The 20,100-nt window shown below is 70.2% G+C and carries 14 protein-coding genes; 5 read left to right on the top strand and 9 right to left on the bottom strand.

Annotation, left to right across the window (positions count from 1 at the left end):
* Positions 1-121: 121 nt before the first annotated feature.
* Positions 122-1,894 (bottom strand): aspartate--tRNA ligase, encoded by a 1,773-nt coding sequence (gene aspS / locus ACH5AF_RS18670; protein ID WP_398902720.1) that lies wholly within the window; start codon positions 1,892-1,894, stop codon positions 122-124.
* Between the two features lie 282 nt (positions 1,895-2,176).
* Here aspS and ACH5AF_RS18665 point away from each other — a divergent pair, with 282 nt between their 5' ends.
* Positions 2,177-4,303, top strand: a complete 2,127-nt coding sequence (locus ACH5AF_RS18665) for a SpoIIE family protein phosphatase (RefSeq protein ID WP_398902719.1) — start codon at positions 2,177-2,179, stop codon at positions 4,301-4,303.
* Here ACH5AF_RS18665 and ACH5AF_RS18660 read toward each other — a convergent pair.
* The 3 genes from ACH5AF_RS18660 to ACH5AF_RS18650 form a co-directional block, all read right to left on the bottom strand.
* A complete protein-coding gene (locus ACH5AF_RS18660; RefSeq protein WP_398902718.1) occupies positions 4,231-5,337 on the bottom strand; it encodes an AI-2E family transporter in 1,107 nt (368 codons plus the stop codon). The two genes, ACH5AF_RS18665 and ACH5AF_RS18660, sit on opposite strands and share 73 nt — an antisense overlap.
* 89 nt (positions 5,338-5,426) lie before the next feature.
* Positions 5,427-6,410 (bottom strand): pirin family protein, encoded by a 984-nt coding sequence (locus ACH5AF_RS18655; RefSeq protein WP_398902716.1) that lies wholly within the window; start codon positions 6,408-6,410, stop codon positions 5,427-5,429.
* 121 nt (positions 6,411-6,531) lie between these two features.
* Entirely contained in the window at positions 6,532-6,984 is a 453-nt protein-coding gene (locus tag ACH5AF_RS18650) for an SseB family protein (protein ID WP_215187434.1), read from the bottom strand.
* Between the two features lie 133 nt (positions 6,985-7,117).
* Here ACH5AF_RS18650 and ACH5AF_RS18645 point away from each other — a divergent pair, with 133 nt between their 5' ends.
* A complete protein-coding gene (locus ACH5AF_RS18645) occupies positions 7,118-8,944 on the top strand; it encodes an acyl-CoA dehydrogenase (RefSeq protein ID WP_398902715.1) in 1,827 nt (608 codons plus the stop codon).
* Between the two features lie 165 nt (positions 8,945-9,109).
* Positions 9,110-10,435, top strand: a complete 1,326-nt coding sequence (locus ACH5AF_RS18640) for a M18 family aminopeptidase (RefSeq protein ID WP_398902714.1) — start codon at positions 9,110-9,112, stop codon at positions 10,433-10,435.
* Positions 10,436-10,486: 51 nt separating this feature from the next.
* Here ACH5AF_RS18640 and ACH5AF_RS18635 read toward each other — a convergent pair whose 3' ends face one another.
* Entirely contained in the window at positions 10,487-12,325 is a 1,839-nt protein-coding gene (locus ACH5AF_RS18635; protein ID WP_398902713.1) for an NHL domain-containing thioredoxin family protein, read from the bottom strand.
* 120 nt (positions 12,326-12,445) lie between these two features.
* On the opposite strand from ACH5AF_RS18635, the gene ACH5AF_RS18630 reads away from it, so the two are divergent.
* Entirely contained in the window at positions 12,446-12,721 is a 276-nt protein-coding gene (locus tag ACH5AF_RS18630; protein WP_398902712.1) for a hypothetical protein, read from the top strand.
* A 161-nt stretch (positions 12,722-12,882) separates the two neighbouring features.
* The gene (locus ACH5AF_RS18625) at positions 12,883-13,377 is read left to right on the top strand and encodes an LURP-one-related/scramblase family protein (RefSeq protein ID WP_398902711.1); all 495 of its coding nucleotides are present in this window, start codon (positions 12,883-12,885) and stop codon (positions 13,375-13,377) included.
* A 157-nt stretch (positions 13,378-13,534) separates the two neighbouring features.
* Here ACH5AF_RS18625 and ACH5AF_RS18620 read toward each other — a convergent pair whose 3' ends face one another.
* The 4 genes from ACH5AF_RS18620 to ACH5AF_RS18605 form a co-directional block, all read right to left on the bottom strand.
* Complete coding sequence (locus ACH5AF_RS18620) at positions 13,535-13,933, bottom strand: XRE family transcriptional regulator (protein WP_398902710.1); 399 nt, start codon at positions 13,931-13,933, stop codon at positions 13,535-13,537.
* A gap of 671 nt (positions 13,934-14,604) precedes the next feature.
* Positions 14,605-15,291, bottom strand: a complete 687-nt coding sequence (locus ACH5AF_RS18615) for an RES family NAD+ phosphorylase (protein ID WP_398902709.1) — start codon at positions 15,289-15,291, stop codon at positions 14,605-14,607.
* Positions 15,292-15,505: 214 nt separating this feature from the next.
* Positions 15,506-17,872 (bottom strand): WD40 repeat domain-containing protein, encoded by a 2,367-nt coding sequence (locus ACH5AF_RS18610; RefSeq protein WP_398902708.1) that lies wholly within the window; start codon positions 17,870-17,872, stop codon positions 15,506-15,508.
* Positions 17,873-17,899: 27 nt separating this feature from the next.
* On the bottom strand, positions 17,900-20,050 hold the full coding sequence (locus ACH5AF_RS18605; RefSeq protein WP_398902707.1) for a hypothetical protein: 2,151 nt from the start codon (positions 20,048-20,050) through the stop codon (positions 17,900-17,902).
* Positions 20,051-20,100 lie beyond the last annotated feature (50 nt).

Raw genomic sequence — 20,100 nt, 5'->3', positions numbered from 1 at the left:
CCGCCGGGCGCGCGGCACCGGCGCCCGCGCCCCGGCGCGGCGGCGCCGCGGGGCGCATGGGGGCGGGCCCCGGACCGGCCCCCGGCCGGGTCCGGGGGCCCTCCCCACATGCTGTGGGTGCCTACTCGCCAGACTTGGCGACCGGCTTGCGCAGCGCGATGTTCAGCTCGCGCAGGCGGGACTCCTCCAGCTCGGTGGGCGCGCCCATCATGAGGTCCTGCGCGTTGCCGTTGAGCGGGAACGCGATGGTCTCCCGGATGTTCGGCTCGTCGGCGAGGAGCATGACGATGCGGTCCACGCCCGGGGCGATGCCGCCGTGCGGCGGGGCGCCGTACTGGAAGGCGCGCAGCATGCCCGCGAACTCACGCTCGACGGTCTCCCGGGAGTACCCCGCGATCTCGAACGCCTTGAACATGATCTCGGGCTCATGGTTCCGGATCGCGCCGGAGGACAGCTCGACACCGTTGCAGACGATGTCGTACTGCCAGCCCAGGATGTCCAGCGGGTCCTGGGTCTCAAGAGCCTCCAGGCCACCCTGCGGCATCGAGAAGGGGTTGTGCGAGAAGTCGATCTTTCCGGTCTCCTCGTCCTTCTCGTACATCGGGAAGTCGACGATCCAGCAGAACCGGAAGACGTTCTCCTCGAAGTGGCCGGCGCGCTTGGCGGCCTCGACGCGGACCGCGCCCATGATCTTGGAGACCTCGTCGAACGCGCCCGCGCCGAAGAAGACCGCGTGGCCGGGGGCGAGGCCGAGGCGCTCGGTGAGGACCTTGACGTTCTCCTCGGTGAGGAACTTGGCGATCGGGCCGGTGAGCCCGCCGTCCTCGCCCACCCGCACCCAGGCCAGGCCCTTCGCACCCTGCTCGACCGCGTAGTCGCCCAGGCCGTCGAAGAACTTGCGGCTCTGCGACGCGACGTCCGGCACGGCCAGCGCACGCACGTGCTTGCCGGCGAACGCCTTGAAATCCGAGCCCTCGAAGACGTCGGTGATGTCGACGAGCTCCAGCTGGGCGCGCAGGTCCGGCTTGTCGTTGCCGTACTTCAGCATCGCCTCGCGGAACGGGATGCGCGGGAACGGCGAGGTGACGTGGCGGCCCGCGCCGAACTCCTCGAAGAGCTCGGTCATCAGCTTCTCGATCGGCTGGAAGACGTCCTCCTGCTCGACGAAGCTCATCTCGACGTCGAGCTGGTAGAACTCGCCCGGCGAACGGTCGGCGCGGGCGTCCTCGTCGCGGAAGCAGGGCGCGATCTGGAAGTACCGGTCGAAGCCGGAGATCATGAACAGCTGCTTGAACTGCTGGGGCGCCTGCGGCAGTGCGTAGAACTTGCCGGGGTTCAGCCGGGACGGCACCACGAAGTCGCGTGCACCCTCGGGGGAGGTGGCCGTCAGGATCGGCGTGGCCATCTCGTTGAAGCCGAGCGCGGTCATCTTGTGCCGGATGGCGGAGATGACGGCGGTGCGCAGCATGATGTTGCGGTGCATGCGCTCGCGGCGCAGGTCGAGGAAGCGGTACTCCAGGCGGCGCTCCTCGCCCACACCGTCGTCGGTGTTGATCTGGAACGGCAGCTGCTGCGCGGCGCCAAGCAGCTCGACCTCGGACACCTCGATCTCGATCTCACCGGTCGGCAGCTCGGGGTTCACGTTCTCGGCGCCACGGGAGACGACCCGGCCGTCGACGCGGACGACCGACTCCTTGTTCACCTTGTCCAGAGCCTCGTAGGCGGCGGTGCCCGGGCGGGCGACGAGCTGCGTGATGCCGTAGTGGTCGCGCAGATCGATGAAGAGGATGCCGCCCAGGTCTCGGCGGTTGTGCAGCCAGCCGCTCAGCCGGACGTCGGCTGTGACGTCAGAGGCGCGGAGCTCGCCGCAGGTGTGGGACCTGTACCGATGCATCGTCGTTCATCCAGTCTTGGAGATTCGAAGGTGGGCAACCTTTGCAAGGTTACCGCCCGGCTCTCCCGCGGCTCATTGACATAAACACGACACCGTCACATCGGCCGGGCCCGGCTCGTCACATCGGCCGGCCCGCGCGTCGCATCGGCCGTCCCGCCGCGCCGGCAGCCGGTCCGAAGCACCCGGGGCCCTCCTGGCCGAAGGTCCCCGGCACTCTTCCGGCCGAAGCGCCCCGCATCCTCCGGCGCATCGTGATCCTCGGCGCCGGAATAGGGTGAGCCCATGCGTACGGAGGACGTTCTGGCCGCCATCGCGACCGGCATGTGGCGCTGGGACGACGCGTCCGGGACGGTCACGCTCGACGCGGAGGCCGCCCGGCTGATGGAGCTGCCCGCGGGGCCCGGGGACCACTCGGAGTCCGCAGTCCGCTCCCGCTTCCACCCGGTCGACTGGAACGAGGTCAACGGGATCGTCGCCCTCGCGATCGCCGAGGACACTCTCGCCGAGGCGCGGCTGCGCATCGTCGACGGGTCGGGCCGGGTGGTGCGTACCGTCCGCAGCCGCAGCAAGCCCGTCCTCGTCGGGGAGCACTACCAGCTGATCGGCACGATCCAGGAGGTCGCCGAGCCGAAGCCGAGCGCGACGGCGGCCCAGACGTCGATCACCGGCGACTGGCGGCGTTCGCGCGAGGCGTTCCTGCTGGACGCGGGCCGCGCGCTGGCCGAGGCGCGGTCGACCGCCGAGGTGCTGCGCGTCGCCGCGTCCCTGTCCATGCCCGGCTTCTCGCCCGACGGACTCGCCGTCTTCGGCGTGGGCGGGGACCGGCTGACCATCATCGGCCACCACGGGCACAGCGCGGGCGACGACGAGCCCTTCACGCACCTGCCGCTGGACACCGACTACCCGGCCTCCGAGGTCGTCCGTACCGGGCGTGCGATCTATCTGCCCACGCCCGACGACTACCGCCGCCGCTTTCCCGTCACCTGGCCGCTCGCCCAGCGCTTCGGCCGCCGGTCCTGGGCCTTCCTGCCGCTGATCGTGGCCGGGCGCACCATCGGTGCCTGGATGGCCGCCTTCCGGCATCCGGTCGCCTTCACGCCCGACGAGCGCTCGGTGCTGACCACGGTGGCCCGCATGCTCGCCCAGGCGCTGGCCCGCGCGGGCGTCGCCGAGTCCGAGCGGGAGCTCTCGCTGGGCCTCCAGCGCTCGATGATGCCGACGCTGGGCCCGGACATCCCCGGCATGACCGTGGCCGCCCGATACGTGCCCACCGGCGGCGGGCTCCAGGTCGGCGGCGACTGGTACGACATGATCCCGCTGCCGTCCGGACGCGTGGCGCTGGTGATCGGCGACGTCCAGGGGCACGACGTACGCGCCGCCGGGCTGATGGGCCAGCTGCGGATCGCCCTGCGCGCGTACGCCTGCGAGGGCCACCGGCCGGACGCGGTGCTCTCCCGCGCCTCCCGCTTCCTGCACGGCGTCACCGACGCCCACGACAACGGCGACCACTCGGGCCCCCGGTTCGCCACCTGCCTGTACCTGGAGGTCGAGCCGGCCACCGGCCTGGTGGAGATCGCCCGCGCGGGCCACCCCGATCCCGTGGTGGTCACCGCCGACGGCACCGTGCTGTTGCGGGCCACCGAGGGCGGACTCCCGCTCGGTGTCGACCCGGACTCGGACTATCCGACGACCCGGTTCGTGCTGGAGGCCGGCGAGACACTGATGATCTGCACGGACGGGCTCCTGGAGATCGGCGGGCACGATCTGGACACCGGCTGGGCGCGGCTGCGGGGCGTTCTCGAGAAGAACGCGGGCCGCCCTCTGGAGGACCTGGCGGACACCCTCGTCCAGGCGGTCCACGGACCCACCTCGCACTACACGACCGGCCCGCTCGCCGACCGGCGCGAGGACGACATCGCGGTCCTGCTGCTCACCCGTGAGGGCACGCCCGCCCGGCGGCCCACCCGGCGCACCGCGATGAGCGTCGCCCAGGCGGAGCCGGAGCGGATCGCGGCGGCCAGGCAGCATCTGCGGGAGCTGCTGCACGACTGGTCGGACGAGGAGCAGGTCGACTCCGCGGTGCTGATGGTCTCCGAGATGGTCACCAATGTGCTCGTCCACACCGACGGCAACGCCCTGCTGGCCGCCGAGATCGCGCACGGGGACAAGAGCCGCAGGCTGCGCGTGGAGGTCACCGACCCGAGCGACGAGCTGCCGCACAAGCGCCGGCCGGGCGAGATGGCGTCGTCGGGGCGCGGCCTGGTGCTGATGGAGGTGCTGGCGGACGCCTGGGGCGTGGATCCGAGGGGCGAGGGCAAGTCGATCTGGTTCGAGCTCTACGAGCCGGCGGGCGCGGAACCGGACGGTGGACCCGACGGCGGACCGGCCCCGGCGCTGCCCGCGGCGTAACGGGACCGCAGCTCACCGATCACCCCGAACACGGCGGCGGTGACGGGCACGGCGAGCAGCATCCCGAGGATGCCCGCGAGACCGGCCCCCGCCGTGATCGCCAGCATCACCACGGCCGGATGCATCTGGACCGTACGGCTCTGGATCAGCGGCTGGAGCACATGGCCTTCGAGCACCTGCACGGCGAGCACGACGCCCAGCGCCCAGAGCGCGATCACGAATCCGCGGTCGGCGAGGGCGACCAGGACGGCGACCGCGCCGGAGATGAAGGCACCCAGGTACGGGATGTACGCGCCGACGAAGACGAGCGCGCCCAGGCCGACCGCGCCGGGGACGCGCAGGACGAGCAGTCCGACGGTGATGCACAGGGCGTCGATCAGCGCGATGAAGGTGGTCCCGCGCATGAAGCCCTCGACGGCCTCGAAGGCGCGGCGGGCCATCGCCTCCACGGTGTCGCCGGTGGAACGGGGCACGAGAGAGCGCAGGGTCAGCACGGCGCGATCGGAGTCGCGCAGGAAGAAGAAGACCAGGAGCAGCGCCAGCACGGCGACGGCGATCATCTCGCCGACCACGCTCAGTCCGGAGATCACGCCGGACGCGGCGGTCGCGCCGAATTTGCCCAGCAGTTCCCTGGCGTTGCTCGCCAGGTCGTCGAGGGAGGTGCCCGCCGCGCCGAAGTGGTCCGCGAGGTCCTGGGCGGCCCGCCGGAGCGAGGCGACGATCTGGTCACCGGTCTCCAGCAGCGCGTTGACCACGATGTAGACCGCACCGCCGACGACCGCGAGCACGGCGGCGCAGGTCAGCCCCGCGGCGAGCGAGCGCTGCACCTTCATGCGCAGGAGCCGCCGGTACAGCGGGCCGAGCAGTGCGGTGCCCAGCAGCGCCAGCAGGACCGGCGTGACGGCGGTCTTGAGCGTGACGATCAGCCAGAGCGCCACCGCGCCGACCCCGGTCAGCAGCAGCACGACCACGCACCAGGCCGCGAGTCGGCGCACGGCGTCGGGGAGGACGGGCCGGACATGAGGGGGCTGCACGCCACCCAGCCGATCACGGCCCCGGTGCGGCGTCCTGCCGGGACGGGCCAGGGGGGTGACGCTGCGTCAGCCCCCTGGCGGCGGGTCCGTCAGGCGACGGTCGGCCCGGACTCCTGCATGCCGTGGACGGCGGGGACGGTGCCGAGCCGGCCCTTCTGGAAGTCCTCGAAGGCCTGCAGGAGCTCCTCGCGCGTATTCATCACGAACGGCCCGTAGTGCGCCATGGGTTCACGGATCGGCGCGCCGCCCAGCAGCACGATCTCCAGGTCCCCGGTGTGCGAGCCGTTCTGGGTGTCGTCGGCCCACACGGTGAGCGCACCGCCGGCGCCGAACACCGCGGTCTGGCCCATGTGGACCGGCCGCCGCTCCTCGCCGACCGCGCCGCGCCCGGCCAGCACGTAGGCCAGGCCGTTGAAGTCCTCGCGCCACGGCAGCCGGACCTGCGCGCCCGGGCGCAGCGTCGCGTGGATCATCGTGATCGGGGTGTGGGTGATGCCGGGTCCCTCGTGGCCGTCCAGCTCACCGGCGATGACCCGCAGCAGCGCACCGCCGTCGGCCGAGGTCAGCAGCCGGACGTGCCCGCCGCGGATGTCCTGGTAGCGGGGGTTCATCATCTTGTCCTTCGCGGGCAGGTTCACCCACAGCTGGAGCCCGTGGAACAGCCCGCCGGACATGACGAGCTGCTCGGGCGGCGCCTCGATGTGCAGCAGGCCGGAACCGGCGGTCATCCACTGGGTGTCGCCGTTCTGGATGGTGCCGCCGCCGCCGTTGCTGTCCTGGTGGACGAAGGTCCCGTCGATCAGGTACGTGACGGTCTCGAAGCCGCGGTGGGGGTGCCAGGGGGTGCCCTTCGGCTCTCCGGGCGCGTAGTCGACCTCGCCCATCTGGTCCATCATGATGAACGGGTCGAGGTGGCGGTAGTTGATGCCGGCGAAGGCGCGCCGCACCGGAAAGCCCTCCCCTTCGAAGCCGCTGGGCGCGGTGATCACGGTGAGCACGGGCCGCGGGACGGCATCGGCCGGCGCGGCGACGCGCGGCAGGGTGAGCGGGTTCTCGACAGTCACTGCGGGCATGGCGGGACCTCCTTGCGCGACGAGCTTAGTTGAATTCTGAACTTCCTGCCATCGGGAACGACGAACGCCCGGGAGGAATTCCTCCCGGGCGTCCCGGATTCACCAGCCTGCCCGCCGGCCCTTACCCGTACATCCGACGCATCGCGAAATCGACCATCTGCTCCACGGCCTTCGCGTCGAAGACCATCCGGTGATCGCCCTCCATGTCGAGCACGAAGCCGTACCCCGTCGGCAGGAGGTCGATCACCTCGGCACCGGTGATGACGAAGTACTTGGAGTCCTTGCCCGCGTACCGGCGCAGCTCCTTGAGGGAGGTGAACATGGGGATGACCGGCTGCTGGGTGTTGTGCAGCGCCAGGAAGCCGGGGTTGTCACCGCGCGGGCAGTAGACCTTCGACGTCGCGAAGACCTGCTGGAAGTCCTCGGCCGACAGCGACCCCGTCGTGAAGGCCCGCACCGCGTCGGCCAGCGACGGCGGCGACGGCTCGGGGTACAGCGGCTGCTCTCCGTAGGAGGGCTGCTGCGGCACGTACTGCTGCTGCTGTGCGCCCGGGGTCTGGTCGTAGCCGTACATGCACGCAAGAGTAACGAGTCACATGTACCCCGAGAGGGGTTGCATCTTATTACCGACGGGTAGCATCATCGAAGCTACTTACTGGTACGTGGACGACAAGTCCATCTTCCGATCATTTAACGGAGCCGTCGCCATGGGGCACTACAAGTCGAATCTCCGCGACATCGAGTTCAACCTCTTCGAGGTCCTCGGGCGCGACAAGCTGTACGGCACCGGCCCGTTCGCGGAGATGGACGTCGACACCGCCAAGTCGATCCTCGAGGAGATCGCCCGCCTCGCGGAGAACGAGCTGGCCGAGTCCTTCGCGGACGCCGACCGCAACCCGCCGGTGTTCGACCCGGCCACCAACACCGCCCCGGTCCCGGCCTCCTTCAAGAAGAGCTACGAGGCCTTCATGGACTCGGAGTACTGGCGCCTGGGCCTGCCCGAGGAGATCGGGGGCACCACCTCGCCCCGCTCCCTGATCTGGTCCTACGCGGAGCTGCTGCTCGGCTCCAACCCGGCCGTCTGGATGTACTCCTCGGGCCCCGCCTTCGCCGGCATCCTCTTCACGGAGGGCAATGAGGCGCAGAAGAAGGTCGCCCAGATCGCGGTCGACAAGCGCTGGGGCTCCACCATGGTCCTCACCGAGCCGGACGCCGGCTCTGACGTCGGCGCCGGCCGCACCAAGGCGATCCAGCAGGAGGACGGCTCCTGGCACATCGAGGGCGTGAAGCGCTTCATCACCTCCGGTGAGCACGACATGGAGGAGAACATCCTTCACTACGTGCTGGCCCGCCCCGAGGGTGCCGGTCCGGGCACCAAGGGCCTCTCCCTCTTCCTCGTGCCGAAGTACCACTTCGACTGGGAGACCGGCGAGCTGGGCGAGCGCAACGGCGTGTACGCGACGAACGTCGAGCACAAGATGGGCCTCAAGGCTTCCAACACCTGCGAGATGACCTTCGGCGACCAGCACCCCGCCAAGGGCTGGCTGATCGGCGACAAGCACGACGGCATCCGCCAGATGTTCATGATCATCGAGTTCGCCCGGATGATGGTCGGCACGAAGGCCATCGCCACGCTCTCCACCGGCTACCTGAACGCTCTGGAGTACGCCAAGGAGCGGGTCCAGGGCCCCGACCTGAAGAACTTCGCGGACAAGACCGCGCCCAAGGTCACCATCACGCACCACCCCGACGTGCGCCGCTCCCTGATGACGCAGAAGGCGTACGCCGAAGGCATGCGCGCCCTGGTGCTCTACACCGCCTCCATCCAGGACGAGATCGCCGTCAAGGAGGCCGCCGGCGAGGACGCCAAGGCTCTCGTCGCCCTCAACGACCTGCTGCTGCCCATCGTCAAGGGCTACGGCTCCGAGAGGTCCTACGAGCAGCTGGCCCAGTCCCTGCAGACCTTCGGCGGCTCCGGCTACCTGCAGGAGTACCCGGTCGAGCAGTACATCCGCGACGCCAAGATCGACACCCTCTACGAGGGCACCACGGCGATCCAGGGCCAGGACTACTTCTTCCGGAAGATCGTCCGCGACCAGGGCCAGGCGCTGAACACCCTGTCCGAGGAGATCAAGAAGTTCCTCGCCGTCGGCACCGGCGGCGACGAGCTCGCCCCGGCCCGCGACGCGCTCGCCAAGGCGGCCGTCGACCTGGAGGCGATCGTCGGCGCCATGACGAACGACCTGATCGCCACCGGCGAGGACGTCAAGAACATCTACAAGGTCGGCCTCAACACCACCCGCCTGCTGATGGTCTCCGGCGACGTCGTCGTCGCCTACCTTCTGCTGCGCGGCGCCGCCGTGGCCGCGGAGAAGCTCCAGACCGCGTCCGCCAAGGACGTGCCGTTCTACCAGGGCAAGATCGCGGCCGCGAGGTTCTTCGCCGCCAACGTCCTGCCGGGCGTCTCCGTCGAGCGGACGCTCGCCGAGAACGTCGACGGCTCGCTGATGGACCTGGACGAGGCCGCGTTCTGACCTCTTCCTGAGGCTCGGTTCGCCTTTCGGCACAGGGCCGCCGCCCGGCTTCATCGGGCGGCGGCCCTGCCGCGTCAACCGGCCACGGCGGGCCCGGCGCGCCGCCCACCTGGGGAGCCGCTCATCGGCAAACGGCGCACATACACCCCTCGTTAAGGTGAACCCATGAGCAGCCCATCCCCCCGCTTCGACCGCGGTCACACCGACGATCTGATGTCCTTCCTCACGGCCGCGCCCTCGCCGTACCATGCGGTGGCAGAGGCCGCCGAGCGGCTGGAGAAGGCAGGCTTCCGCCAACTGCTGGAGACCGATGCCTGGGACGGCGCCACCGGCGGCAGGTACGTGCTGCGCGGCGGAGCGCTGATCGCCTGGTACGTACCGGAAGGCGCCTCCCCCCACACCCCCTTCCGTATCGTCGGCGCCCACACCGACTCCCCCAACCTGCGTGTCAAGCCCCTGCCGGACACCGGCTCCCACGGATGGCGGCAGATCGCCGTCGAGATCTACGGCGGAACGCTCCTCAACACCTGGCTCGACCGCGACCTTGGCCTCGCCGGCCGACTGACCCTGCGCGAGGGCACCTCCCAGGCCGGAGGCTCCGGGAGAGGGTCCCACCGGCTCGTCAACATCGACCGACCGCTGCTCCGCGTTCCCCAGCTCGCCGTCCACCTCGACCGCTCCGTCAACACCGACGGCCTCAAGCTGGACCGCCAGCGCCACATGCAGCCCGTCTGGGGCCTCGGCGACGTCGAGGAAGGCGACCTGATCCGCTTCCTGGAGCAGGAAGCCGGCGTCGGCGAGGGCGAGATCACCGGCTGGGACCTGATGGTCCACGCCGTCGAACCGCCCGCCTACCTCGGCCGCGACCGCGAGCTCCTGGCCGGCCCCCGCCTGGACAACCTCGTCTCCGTGCACGCCGGCACGGCCGCCCTCAGCGCGGTCTCCGCGGCCGGCGATCTGCCGTGCATCCCCGTCCTCGCCGCCTTCGACCACGAGGAGAACGGCTCACAGTCCGACACCGGCGCCGAGGGCCCGCTGCTCGGCTCGGTGCTGGAGCGCTCGGTGTTCTCGCGCGGCGGCACCTTGGAGGACCGGGCCCGCGCCCTCGCCGGGACGATCTGCCTGTCCTCCGACACCGGCCACGCCGTGCACCCCAACTACGCCGAACGCCACGACCCCACGCACCACCCCCGCACCAACGGCGGCCCCATCCTCAAGGTCAACGTCAACCAGCGCTACGCCACCGACGGCAGCGGCCGGGCCGTGTTCGCCGCGGCCTGCGAGAAGGCCGGCGTACCGTGGCAGACGTTCGTGTCGAACAACGCGATGCCCTGCGGCACCACGATCGGCCCCATCACCGCGGCCCGGCACGGCATCACGACCGTGGACATCGGCATCGCCATCCTGTCGATGCACAGCGCACGCGAGCTGTGCGGCGCCGACGACCCCTACCTGCTGGCGAACGCGCTGGCGGCATTCCTGGAGGGCTGAGCCGCAGCACGGACGGGCCCACCCCCGGCGGGCCCCCGCTTCTCCCCTCCGCTACTGCTGGTCCAGGCCCGCGAGAACGAGCGGCAGCCGGGACGCGCCGCCCTCGGTCACCCGGACCGGAACACCCCAGTCCTGCTGATGGACATGGCAGGCCGGGTAGTCTCCCCCAGAGCCTCCGGCCTCGGAGGTGCCCCCAGCGGTGTCGTCGTCGCAGGACGCCGCCATCGCGGAGACATGCAGCACGCCCTCGGTGATCTCCGGGTTCATCTCCAGCTCCCGGGTCAGATCCGTCCCCGCGCCCCCGCCCGAGAGCAGCAGCTCTTCCGGCGTGGAGGAGACCAGCAGCCGGGTCGAGGGCCCGTACCGCGTGTCCAGCTTCTGCCCGGACGGCGCCTGGAAGACCACGTCCAGCCGGAATGCCCCCGGCGCCACCTCGGTGGCCGCGCGCTGCGTGCGGTGCGCGACCGCCTCCACCCGTACGGCCTCCTCCGGCAGCCGCAGCCGCGTCAGCCGGTGCCGGGCCGACTCCACGACCACGATGTCGTCCCCGACGAGCACCGCCCCGCTCGGCTCGCGCAGATCGGTGGCCAGCGTCGTGACCTCCTTCGTCGCCGGATCAAAGCGGCGCAGCGCATGGTTGTACGTGTCACTGATCGCCACCGAGCCGTCGGGCAGCGCGGTGACTCCGAGCGGGTGCTGGAGCAGCGCCTGGCCGGCCTCCCCGTCGCGGTGCCCGAAGTCGAACAGGCCGGTGCCGACCGCCGTGTGCACCTGGAGGTCCCGGTCGACGAAACGGACCGCGGACGTCTCCGAGTCGGCGATCCACAGCCGGTCCCCGGCGGCGGCGAGACCGGACGGCTGCGCGAACCACGCCTCCGCCACCGGCCCGTCGACCAGGCCCTCGTTGGTCGTGCCCGCCGCGACCTGCACGGTGCCCGCCTCGGGGTCGTACGTCCACAGCTGGTGCACCCCGGCCATCGCGATCCACAGCCTGCCGTCCCACCACGCCACGTCCCACGGCGAGGACAAGGACACCTCGCGCGCGGGCCCCGACGTGGGCGACCCCTGCATCCACTGCTTCCCGGTGCCGGCGAGCAGCTCGATCGCGCCGGAGGCAGGGTCGTACGCGCGGATGGCGTGGTTCACGGTGTCCGCGACGGCGACGCGGCCGTCGGGAAGCAGCGTGAGCCCCTGCGGCTCGTTGAACTCGCCGTCCCCGATGCGCCGCACGACACTCTCGCCGTCCGGCTCCAGCTCCACGAGCTGATGCCGGGTCGAGTCCGACACAAGGAAGTTGCCCGAGGGCAGCAGCAGCGCCTTGCCGGGGAAACGCAGATCGGTGGCCACGGGCTCGGGCGCGACATAGGGCCCGTCCCCGCGCCGCAGCGTCCCCTTGGCCGCGTGCTCGGCCTCCAGTTCCTCGACGAGCCTTTCGATGGCATGCGCATGCCCCTCGCCCGCGTGCTGGGCGACGATGTACCCCTCGGGATCGATGACGACGAGCGTGGGCCAGGCCCGCACGGCGTACTGCTTCCAGGTGGCGAGCTCGGGGTCGTCGAGGACGGGGTGATGGACCTGGTACCGCTCGACGGCGTCGACGACGGCCTGGTGCTCGGCCTCGTGGACGAACTTCGGCGAGTGCACCCCGACGATCACGACGGTGTCGCGGTGCTTCTCCTCGAGCTCGCGGAGCTCGTCGAGGACATGGAGGCAGTTGATGCAGCAGAATGTCCAGAAATCCAAGATCAATACGCGGCCTCGGAAGTCGGCGAGCTTCAGATCCTTGCCGCCGGTGTTGATCCACCCCCCTCTGCCGTTCAGCTCGGGGGCACGGACACGGGCACGGCGGGGCGCGGACGCGGGGGTGGGCGCCGGGGAGGCATCGTTCATGCTTCAAGCTTGCCATCCGGGTATGAACGCCCGATCACACGCGTACGGCAAGGCCAGCGGGCACGGACCTTGAGCGCGCGGGCGCCGCGCGGGCCTGGTACGTCGGCCCTGCCCCCGCGGATGCCCCTCGTACGGGCGGAGAACCCCGACGCCGTCGGCCGGCCGGAGCCCGATGACGGCTCGGCCGTGGTGGCCGAGTGGAACGAGGCCGCGCTGCGCGAATTCGTGAGCAACGAGCACCTGGACGTCCGGCGCTGCACCCTCCCGGGACTGCCGCTCCGGAAGTCGGCCTACCCGCCGGAGCTGCACGGCCTGGTGGACGCGGCGGTTGCGACAGCCCGGTCCCATCCGGACGAGTACATCCGCCACCGCGTGGAACACCAGGTCGGCGACTGACACCCCGCCACGACGACCCGTTGTGTCCGGTCCGCCCGGTGTGCCGGATGCCGGTCAGCTGTGCTCAGCCGGCCGCCGTTGCCGATCGGCTCCGGGGCCCGAACGCGTGCACGTGGAGCCGTACCCCCGTCCAACGGCGCATGCGGGGTACTCATTGCGCCATGAAGTATGTGGTGCGGGACAAGATCTTCGCCATCGGCGACGACTACTGGATCGACGACGAGCACGGCCGGCACGCGTTCCTCGTGGACGGCAAGGCGCTGCGGCTGCGGGACACCCTGGAGCTCAAGGATCGAAACGGGAACGTGCTGATCACGCTGCGCCAGAAGCTGCTCGGCCTGCGCGGCGCGATGACGATCGAGCGGGACGGGGCGGAGCTCGCCACGGTCCGCAGGAAGCGGCTGTCGCTGCTGCGCAACCACTACCGGGTGATGCTCGCCGAGGGCACGGAGCTGGACGTCAGTGGGCGGATCCTCGACCGGGAGTTCGTCGTCGAGTACGAGGGCGAACTCCTGGCGCACATCTCGCGCAGGTGGCTGACGCTGCGGGACACCTATGGCGTGGACGTCGTACGGGAGGACGCCGACGCGGCGCTGCTGATCGCGGTGGCGGTGTGCGTGATCCGGATGGCGGAGAAGGAGCGCGAGGACGGGTAGCGCCTGTCGGGGCGATCTTGCCGACGGGGCCGGCGAGGCAGTGTCCGCAGCTGCGGTCAGCGTCCGCAGCTTCGGTCAGCTGCGCCGGGAAGCGCCGTCCCGCGGCCGGTACGGCGGGGCGGCGCTTCTGCGCACCGTACGGATATGGCCGCAGCCTTCAGCCACCGTCGACGTAGGCGCGCGCTGCCACCATGACATCGCGGTAGCGACCGTCCGCGATCACCACGAGTGGGGCTTCGTCCTCCAGCTGAGGATTCATTCCGATCAGCCAGGCGCGGGCGGTGTAAAGGCTTTCGGCATCCTGAATGAGCTGGAACACCTGAAGGGCCGCACGCAGCCGGTCCTCGGCGTCCTGACGGGGCTTCGTCTCGCCCGATGCCCACTTGCCGACCTGCCGCGGATCGCTGATGTTGGTGATCCGCGCCGTGAGGCGCTGGCCGAGGTTGTCCTGCAGGAAGCGCGCGATATCGGCGATGGACATGCGCACGGTGGCTGCATGGGCCCGTTCGGCGCTGGCCGCACTCTTCGCGGGTGCAGGGTTGTTGACGGTAGGCATGGCTGTGTCTCCCTCGTGTCCTGACTGCGCGCCGAGCTCTTGGAAGCACTGGTCGCGTGTCAGACAGCGGGTGCAGGCGTTTGACCGCGGGTGGTTCGCCCGCTTGCACGCCTGATCCAGAACAAGGCGTGGGCCCACTGCCGCAGAAAATGATGTGACGCTTCTGAGAGGGGGATCCGGGGGAAGCGTGACCTCTACGGATCCTGGAGGCGCTGGGCGCCACTGGTCAGCATGGCTGCGTGCCGGTCTTGAGCAAAGATCCGGTGCAGGGCTTACTGCCAGGCGACAGACTGTGCGCCAACGTGTCGGGGGACCGGCCGGGCGACGAGCTTGTCAGGGGTGGCGCTCCGCACAGTGAGAGCAACGCGATCGTGAGGCTGTCGGCCCCCGATGGTAAGCAGCTCATGGGTGTCCTCATTGGTCCTCCTCAGTAGTCGATGAGTGAAGGCTACCCATTATCCCCCCCTAACTCCACCATTTTTGCGCCGTGTTCATTGTGCTGACGACTCGTCACGGCAGCCGACCCTCGGCGTGAACAGAACCTGACGTGCGGTTCTCTCCTCTCGTCGGCGGCCTGAGACCACGCGCAGACCGCACACGGTTCGCCCGTTCGGGCCACGGTTTTGACGGAGGTTTCCTGGTGGCCGGGGAGTACGGGTCGCTTGGCAGCGTCACCGGATGGTCAGGCCGTACTCCTCGGCGACGCTGCGCAGACCGTCCGTTTCGGGCCAGATGGGTTGGGACTCGACCTCTTCCAGATCGACGTCGCTGAAGATGGCCCAGCACTGACGCATCCCGAAACGGGAGCGGTAGGCGATGCCGTGGATGAGCCGGCCCTGCTCCGCTGTCCGTTGAGCTATCGCCCAGGCGGCGATCTGTCGCGTCACTCTGCGGTTCGGCCCCTGGATGTGCTCGGCGGTCAGACCGTCGACACCCAGTTCCGCCAGCTGCTGCTTGAGTTCCAGTGACAACATGCGGAGGTTGTGCTCGTCATCGACATCCAGGAACCGGGCCTCCTTGGCAGGCTGGAGCCGCACCAGAGTGTGGCGGGTGCGCCAGTCCTGGGGCAGGTTGCCGGGTGTCATGTAGTACGGCTGCTGCCAGTCGTCCCCGATGATCGCGCGCAGTCCGGGCTCCACACGGAACGGCGCGAGAGCTTCGGCGAAGCAACCGTCCAGTTCGGAGGCGCAGTAGAGGGTGCCGTAGCTGACGAGGCTCCACCTGTTGCCGCCGGAGCGCCGATCGTCCTCAGAGCTGATCTTGTTGTACTTGAGCGGCTCCTTGGCCTTTCCCAGACGCCAGACGCCGTTCTCGGGGGCGGGTATGAGACACGCCTCTAAGCCGGTGCCCTCGTTCATTCGTCACTCCTCACTCCAACGGGCTGGGAAGGGTGCGCACCCGCCGGTCTCACACACTGCCTGCCTCCGCGCGGGGTCTCAGGGACGCGGGAGCACTCCGCCGTCCGCACGCACAGGGCATGAACGATCATTCTCTGCTACTGAGGCAGCGGACAGCAGCAATCTTGCGCATTCCATCAGGGGCGCACAAAGGACCTGAGGGGGCGCACGCACGTCAGCCGTCCGCCAGTCCTTCCAGATCGTTCACCGTCAGGGCGAGAACGGCGACCCCTGCTTCTCCCCCGACGGCAAGGACGATCTGCCGGTGGTCCCGGCCCGAGACCTGGACGGACAGGGTCCGTACGCGGCTGCCGGTGGCCAGTTGCAGCACGCACCGGGTTGCGGAGGCGTCCCAGAACCGGATCGTGCCGTCCCGGCCGGCGCTCGCCACGTAGGGGCGTGGTGTGCCTTCGTCCCGGTGGACGGACCATGTCGCGAGGGCGTCGACGGCGTCCGAGTGCCCTCGCAGCGGCTCGCACACGGGCTCGTGCGTGACCAGGTTCCACAGGGCCACAGTGCCGTCGTCCCCGCCGCTCGCCACGTAAGGAGGCAGCGAGGACGGCGAGGCGTTCAGGGCCAGGGAGTTGATGACTCCCTGCCTGCAGGGCAGGACCCGCACGGGCGCCTCGTCGCGTGCCTGCCAGATACGCACCGTTCCGTCGGTGCTGCCGGAGGCGAACCAGTCCTTGCCGTCCCCGGTCGCCGCGGCCACGGCGCGGACGCTGTGGAAATGGCGCCACTGTCGCCGTTCCCGTCCGGTGTCGAGATCCCACATCCGGGCCGTGCAGTCGTCGCCGCCGCTGACGGCCAACCGTCGTCCGTCCCCTGTCAGACAGGCGGCGAGCGCCCGCACCGGCTGGGCATGGCCGGTGAGGGCGATGTCTGCCAGGTGTCCGTTCGCCGGATCCCACATGCGGACGGAGTGGTCCGCCGCCGCCCAGAGGAGCACCTCATCCCCACCGGCTGCCCCCGGTGCCCATGCGAGTGCCCGTACCGGCGGCTCGGGGGAGATGCTCACCGGCTCGACAGACGTGGCGCTGTCGATGTCCCAGACCTGCACCTGAGAGGTGGCGTAGCTGACGGCAAGACGCGCCGCCGTCCCCGGCTCCTGGACGAAGGCGGCTGTCACGGCTCCGGGGGCCGAGACGGAGCCGGCCAGGATCCGCCCCACCGTGCGTGCGTCCCAGAACCGCACCGTGCTGTCCCAGGCGATGGAGACCAGCCGCGAGGAGTCGCCGTCAGGCATCGTGCACAGCGCGGTGACGGTGTCCGCGTGGCCGTCCAGCTGGCCCGTCCACTGCTCAGATCCGATGTCCCACAGGTCGATCGACGAGCCGGAGGTGACCGCGGCAAGCAGATCGACGCCGCCGACGCGCAGCATGGCCAAGGACGTCACGGGTTCTCCCTGGCCCGGGAAGGTGACACGCACGCCCGCCTCCACGTCCCACACCCGGATGGAGCCGTCGCTGTGGCCGGAGACCATCCGGCCGGGAACCGCCGTGCCGGCAAGAGTCCTGATGGCCATGTCGATGGCATGCTCATGCAGCAGGCGGTCGTCTTCGATGTCCCAGACCTTCAGCGTGGCGCCCGCCCCCACCAGCAGCTGCCGACCATCGACGCCGGTAGTGAGAGCGAGGGTGAATGCGGCGGGCTCCAGTGGGTCCGGGCTCATGTCGCCGAGGTGCCGCTTCCCGAACCCCTGCCGCCACACGGTCACCGCTCCCTCTCCGTCGACCGCGACGACCACCAGGCACCCGTCCTTCCGGTATCCCGTGAGATCGGCCGTCCAGGTGTGCCCCGGAAGCCGCTCGTGGCTGACGAGTGTGCCCTGAGCGGTGTCCCAGACACGCACCGTGCCATCCGTGCTGCCCGACACGAGAGCGTCTGCGCCGGCGGAGCCGGGAACGACCAGCAGGTTCCGTACAGCGCCGTCGTGGGCGGGCACACGGTCTCCGACGGCGCTGCCGGTCATGGCGTCGATCAGCTCGATCGCCCCCGTCTCGCTGCCGATGGCGAGCCGTTGGCCGCCGTCGGCGCCTGAGATGACGGCGAGTGACCCGCTCTTGTGGCGGAGAGTCGCCAGCACGTTGGAGGCGGGCGTCCATTGCGACCACAGCACGCGCACCCGCGACCCCGGAAAGACGGCGGCCTCCGGCGGCAGGTCGGCGTGCCCGGTTCCCGCATGCCACAGGGCTGTGTAGGCGAAGTGCAGGCTGGAGCACCGGGACGGCAGATCGGCCTCCTGCACATACGGCTCGACAGCCGACCATGCTGTCAGCCAGCGCCGGTCCGCGTGCTGGGGGTGCGGCAGCCGCAGCAGCCCTCTGACGCCGTCGCCCGTGCTCCATGGCAGCAGTGCGGGCGGCACGTGCCCGTCGTCCAGCACCCCGCCCAGGGCGGCATGCTGAGCCAGGTACCGAGTCAGATACGGGTGCGGCGTGGTCATCGCCCCGTCACCGGCGAGCCGGGCCAGAGCTGCCGCGATCACGGCGTGCGTGCGCCGTTCCGCGTCCGCGGGTCTCTCCGCGTCGTCCGGATTCATTCGCCTGCCCCCCTGTGTGCTGAGCTGTCACCGCCAACGCCGGAGGACGGCCGCCAATTGCTCGTGCGCCGGCCGGTACACGACGCGATCGTCCTCGGTGTCATGAGTGAGATACCCGGCGATGCGGCTTTCCAGAAGCCGCCGGATCTTCTCGTCCGCCTGCTTGATCGGCGCGCCGAGCAGCGCCTCCGCGACAGCCGGCCAGAGCTCGGCCCAGGGCATCCCCCGCCCCAGTCCGAAGGCGGTGGCGCGCAGCAGCGCCACGGCTTCCGCCTTGTCCAGTCCGTCGTCGGCGATCATGTCGAGATCCTGCTCCAGGATTCCTGCCGTGCCGCGGTCCAGCTGCGAGAACCACAGCGGGTCATTCAACAGCGCGGCGCCTTGGCTGCGGCGCAGCTGCTCCGCTGCCAGGCGGGCGTCGAGGAACGACCGGCCCACGTGGGCGGCCACGCGGGCGGCGGCCGAACCCAAGGCCGCCGTATCCGTGTCCAGGGCCGTGCCGGAAAGCAGAGCGGTGATGTAGGCGGCGACGTCGGTCGGAGCCGAGTCGCCGTCCGTACGCAGAACCTGTGCCTGGGGGAAGGCGTGTCTCAATTCCCGGAGTAAGCCACCTGGTTCGGCATCGGTTATCCCGGCTTGGCCGGGGCGACTGCTGCGGATGCCGAGCAGCAGCCGAAGGCCGCGAGCGGGTGCGGCTGGAGTGTCGGGCGCCAAACCGGGCGGTTGGGCGGCGTCCGGCGCGGGACAGGGTGCCTGAGCCGGGATCGTCGCCGTGCCCGAGGCGGCGGTTCCGGCGACGTGGCGAGCCAGCGGGGCGAGCACGTCACGGATGCACGCGGTGGGATCGGAGGATTCGTCCAGGCTGTCGACCACCACGGTGACGGTCTCTCCGTCGCCGCTGAAGAAGGCCCGAAGGCCTTCCTGCCACTGGCGCAGCGGGTCCAGCGCGGGTCGGCTGCGGTCGGGTTCGCAGCCCAGCCGGGATCCGATGGCCTCGATGAGGCTGGTCGCGCCCCGGTTCCTCGCCGACACCGCGGCGTCTATGGACCCGGCGGGCGGTACGCCGTCGGCGGGTGCGTTGCTCACTGCCGCGGCGTAACGGAGTGAGGAACGGAAGGTGGGGTCGCTGAGCGTCACGGCCCGCGCCAGTACGGCGGACTTGCCACTGGCGGCGGTGCCGGTGACGACCAGGACGCCCGCAGGACCGGACAGAAAGCGGACCAGTTGCCGATTGAGCTCGCGTCTCCCGGAGAAGTACCACCCCGGATCGTCACTGTCGACACGTCCGCTCGCCCGGTCGAGCCAGTACTCGAGCTCGTCATAGTCCGCGGACACCTCTTCGCGGGCCCCGGTGACCACGCGCGGCCGCGGCCGGTAGCCCGGGTTGGGCAGCGTCGGGGAACGCACGCCGAGCCTGGCCTGCTGGACGGCTCGCGGGCCGGGCAGCGCCAAGTGCCTTTCCTCGTTGAGCCGTTCCGTGGCGTGCTCAAGAGCGTGGAGGAACTCCATGGTGGACAGATGCGGACGCGTGATCCCGGCCGCGTCCTGCAGCCATTCGGACGCCATGCGAAGAATCAGCGCGAACTCACGGCCCATCACCTGGGAGCGGGCGGAGGTTGTGGCGAGGACGTTCAGCGTTCCTTCGCCGCGCGTGCGGGCCAGGTCACGGACGAGGGCCTTCAGCTCGACGTCGATGCCTTCCGCCTCGCAGGTGTTGACGATCACGAGTACGTGGCGCGCCCACGAGTCGAGGGCGGCCGTCACCACCTCGTTCGTCGGCATGGCCGTCGCCAGCAGCCGAGCATGGTCCGTACCCGGCAGGATCAGAAAGTGCCGAAGGGACGTGCCGATGGCGCCATGTGAGGTGATGTACACGACCAGCGGCTCGTCCTCGGCCGTTTCCCGGATGCCGGAGGTGTGCAGGAACATCTCCACTTCATGACGCTCCTGCGGCGCGCGGAGCACCGTCTGAACGAACCCGGGCTCCGTCGTGGGATCCGTACCCCACCACTGCGTCACGACGGACAACTGCTCGTCGATGGCCTTGGCGAATTCCGGGTCGCCGTCCTCCACCGCGAGAATGACGAGCGAACCGGTGACGCCCGCCGTCCACCCCTCCTGCCGCATCGTCGAACCGGCCGGTCCGGCTGACCTGATCTCGCCCTGCTCCCCCTGCATGTTCTCTATTGTTCACGGCCATGAATCAAGGGCCTTCACATCACGGGAAA

It is taken from the genome of Streptomyces sp. NPDC018833, from assembly GCF_044390825.1.
Lineage (GTDB): Bacteria > Actinomycetota > Actinomycetes > Streptomycetales > Streptomycetaceae > Streptomyces.
This window is presented reverse-complemented; position numbering and strand designations above follow the sequence as displayed.

Excerpts from the sequence above, each read along its gene's own strand:
- aspS (WP_398902720.1), bottom strand. The coding sequence starts at position 1,894 with ATGCATCGGTACAGGTCCCACACCTGCGGCGAGCTCCGCGCCTCTGAC.
- ACH5AF_RS18665 (WP_398902719.1), top strand. The coding sequence starts at position 2,177 with ATGCGTACGGAGGACGTTCTGGCCGCCATCGCGACCGGCATGTGGCGC.
- ACH5AF_RS18655 (WP_398902716.1), bottom strand. The coding sequence starts at position 6,410 with ATGCCCGCAGTGACTGTCGAGAACCCGCTCACCCTGCCGCGCGTCGCC.
- ACH5AF_RS18650 (WP_215187434.1), bottom strand. The coding sequence starts at position 6,984 with ATGTACGGCTACGACCAGACCCCGGGCGCACAGCAGCAGCAGTACGTG.
- ACH5AF_RS18645 (WP_398902715.1), top strand. The coding sequence starts at position 7,118 with ATGGGGCACTACAAGTCGAATCTCCGCGACATCGAGTTCAACCTCTTC.
- ACH5AF_RS18640 (WP_398902714.1), top strand. The coding sequence starts at position 9,110 with ATGAGCAGCCCATCCCCCCGCTTCGACCGCGGTCACACCGACGATCTG.
- ACH5AF_RS18635 (WP_398902713.1), bottom strand. The coding sequence starts at position 12,325 with ATGAACGATGCCTCCCCGGCGCCCACCCCCGCGTCCGCGCCCCGCCGT.
- ACH5AF_RS18630 (WP_398902712.1), top strand. The coding sequence starts at position 12,446 with ATGCCCCTCGTACGGGCGGAGAACCCCGACGCCGTCGGCCGGCCGGAG.
- ACH5AF_RS18625 (WP_398902711.1), top strand. The coding sequence starts at position 12,883 with ATGAAGTATGTGGTGCGGGACAAGATCTTCGCCATCGGCGACGACTAC.
- ACH5AF_RS18620 (WP_398902710.1), bottom strand. The coding sequence starts at position 13,933 with ATGCCTACCGTCAACAACCCTGCACCCGCGAAGAGTGCGGCCAGCGCC.
- ACH5AF_RS18615 (WP_398902709.1), bottom strand. The coding sequence starts at position 15,291 with ATGAACGAGGGCACCGGCTTAGAGGCGTGTCTCATACCCGCCCCCGAG.
- ACH5AF_RS18610 (WP_398902708.1), bottom strand. The coding sequence starts at position 17,872 with ATGAATCCGGACGACGCGGAGAGACCCGCGGACGCGGAACGGCGCACG.
- ACH5AF_RS18605 (WP_398902707.1), bottom strand. The coding sequence starts at position 20,050 with ATGCAGGGGGAGCAGGGCGAGATCAGGTCAGCCGGACCGGCCGGTTCG.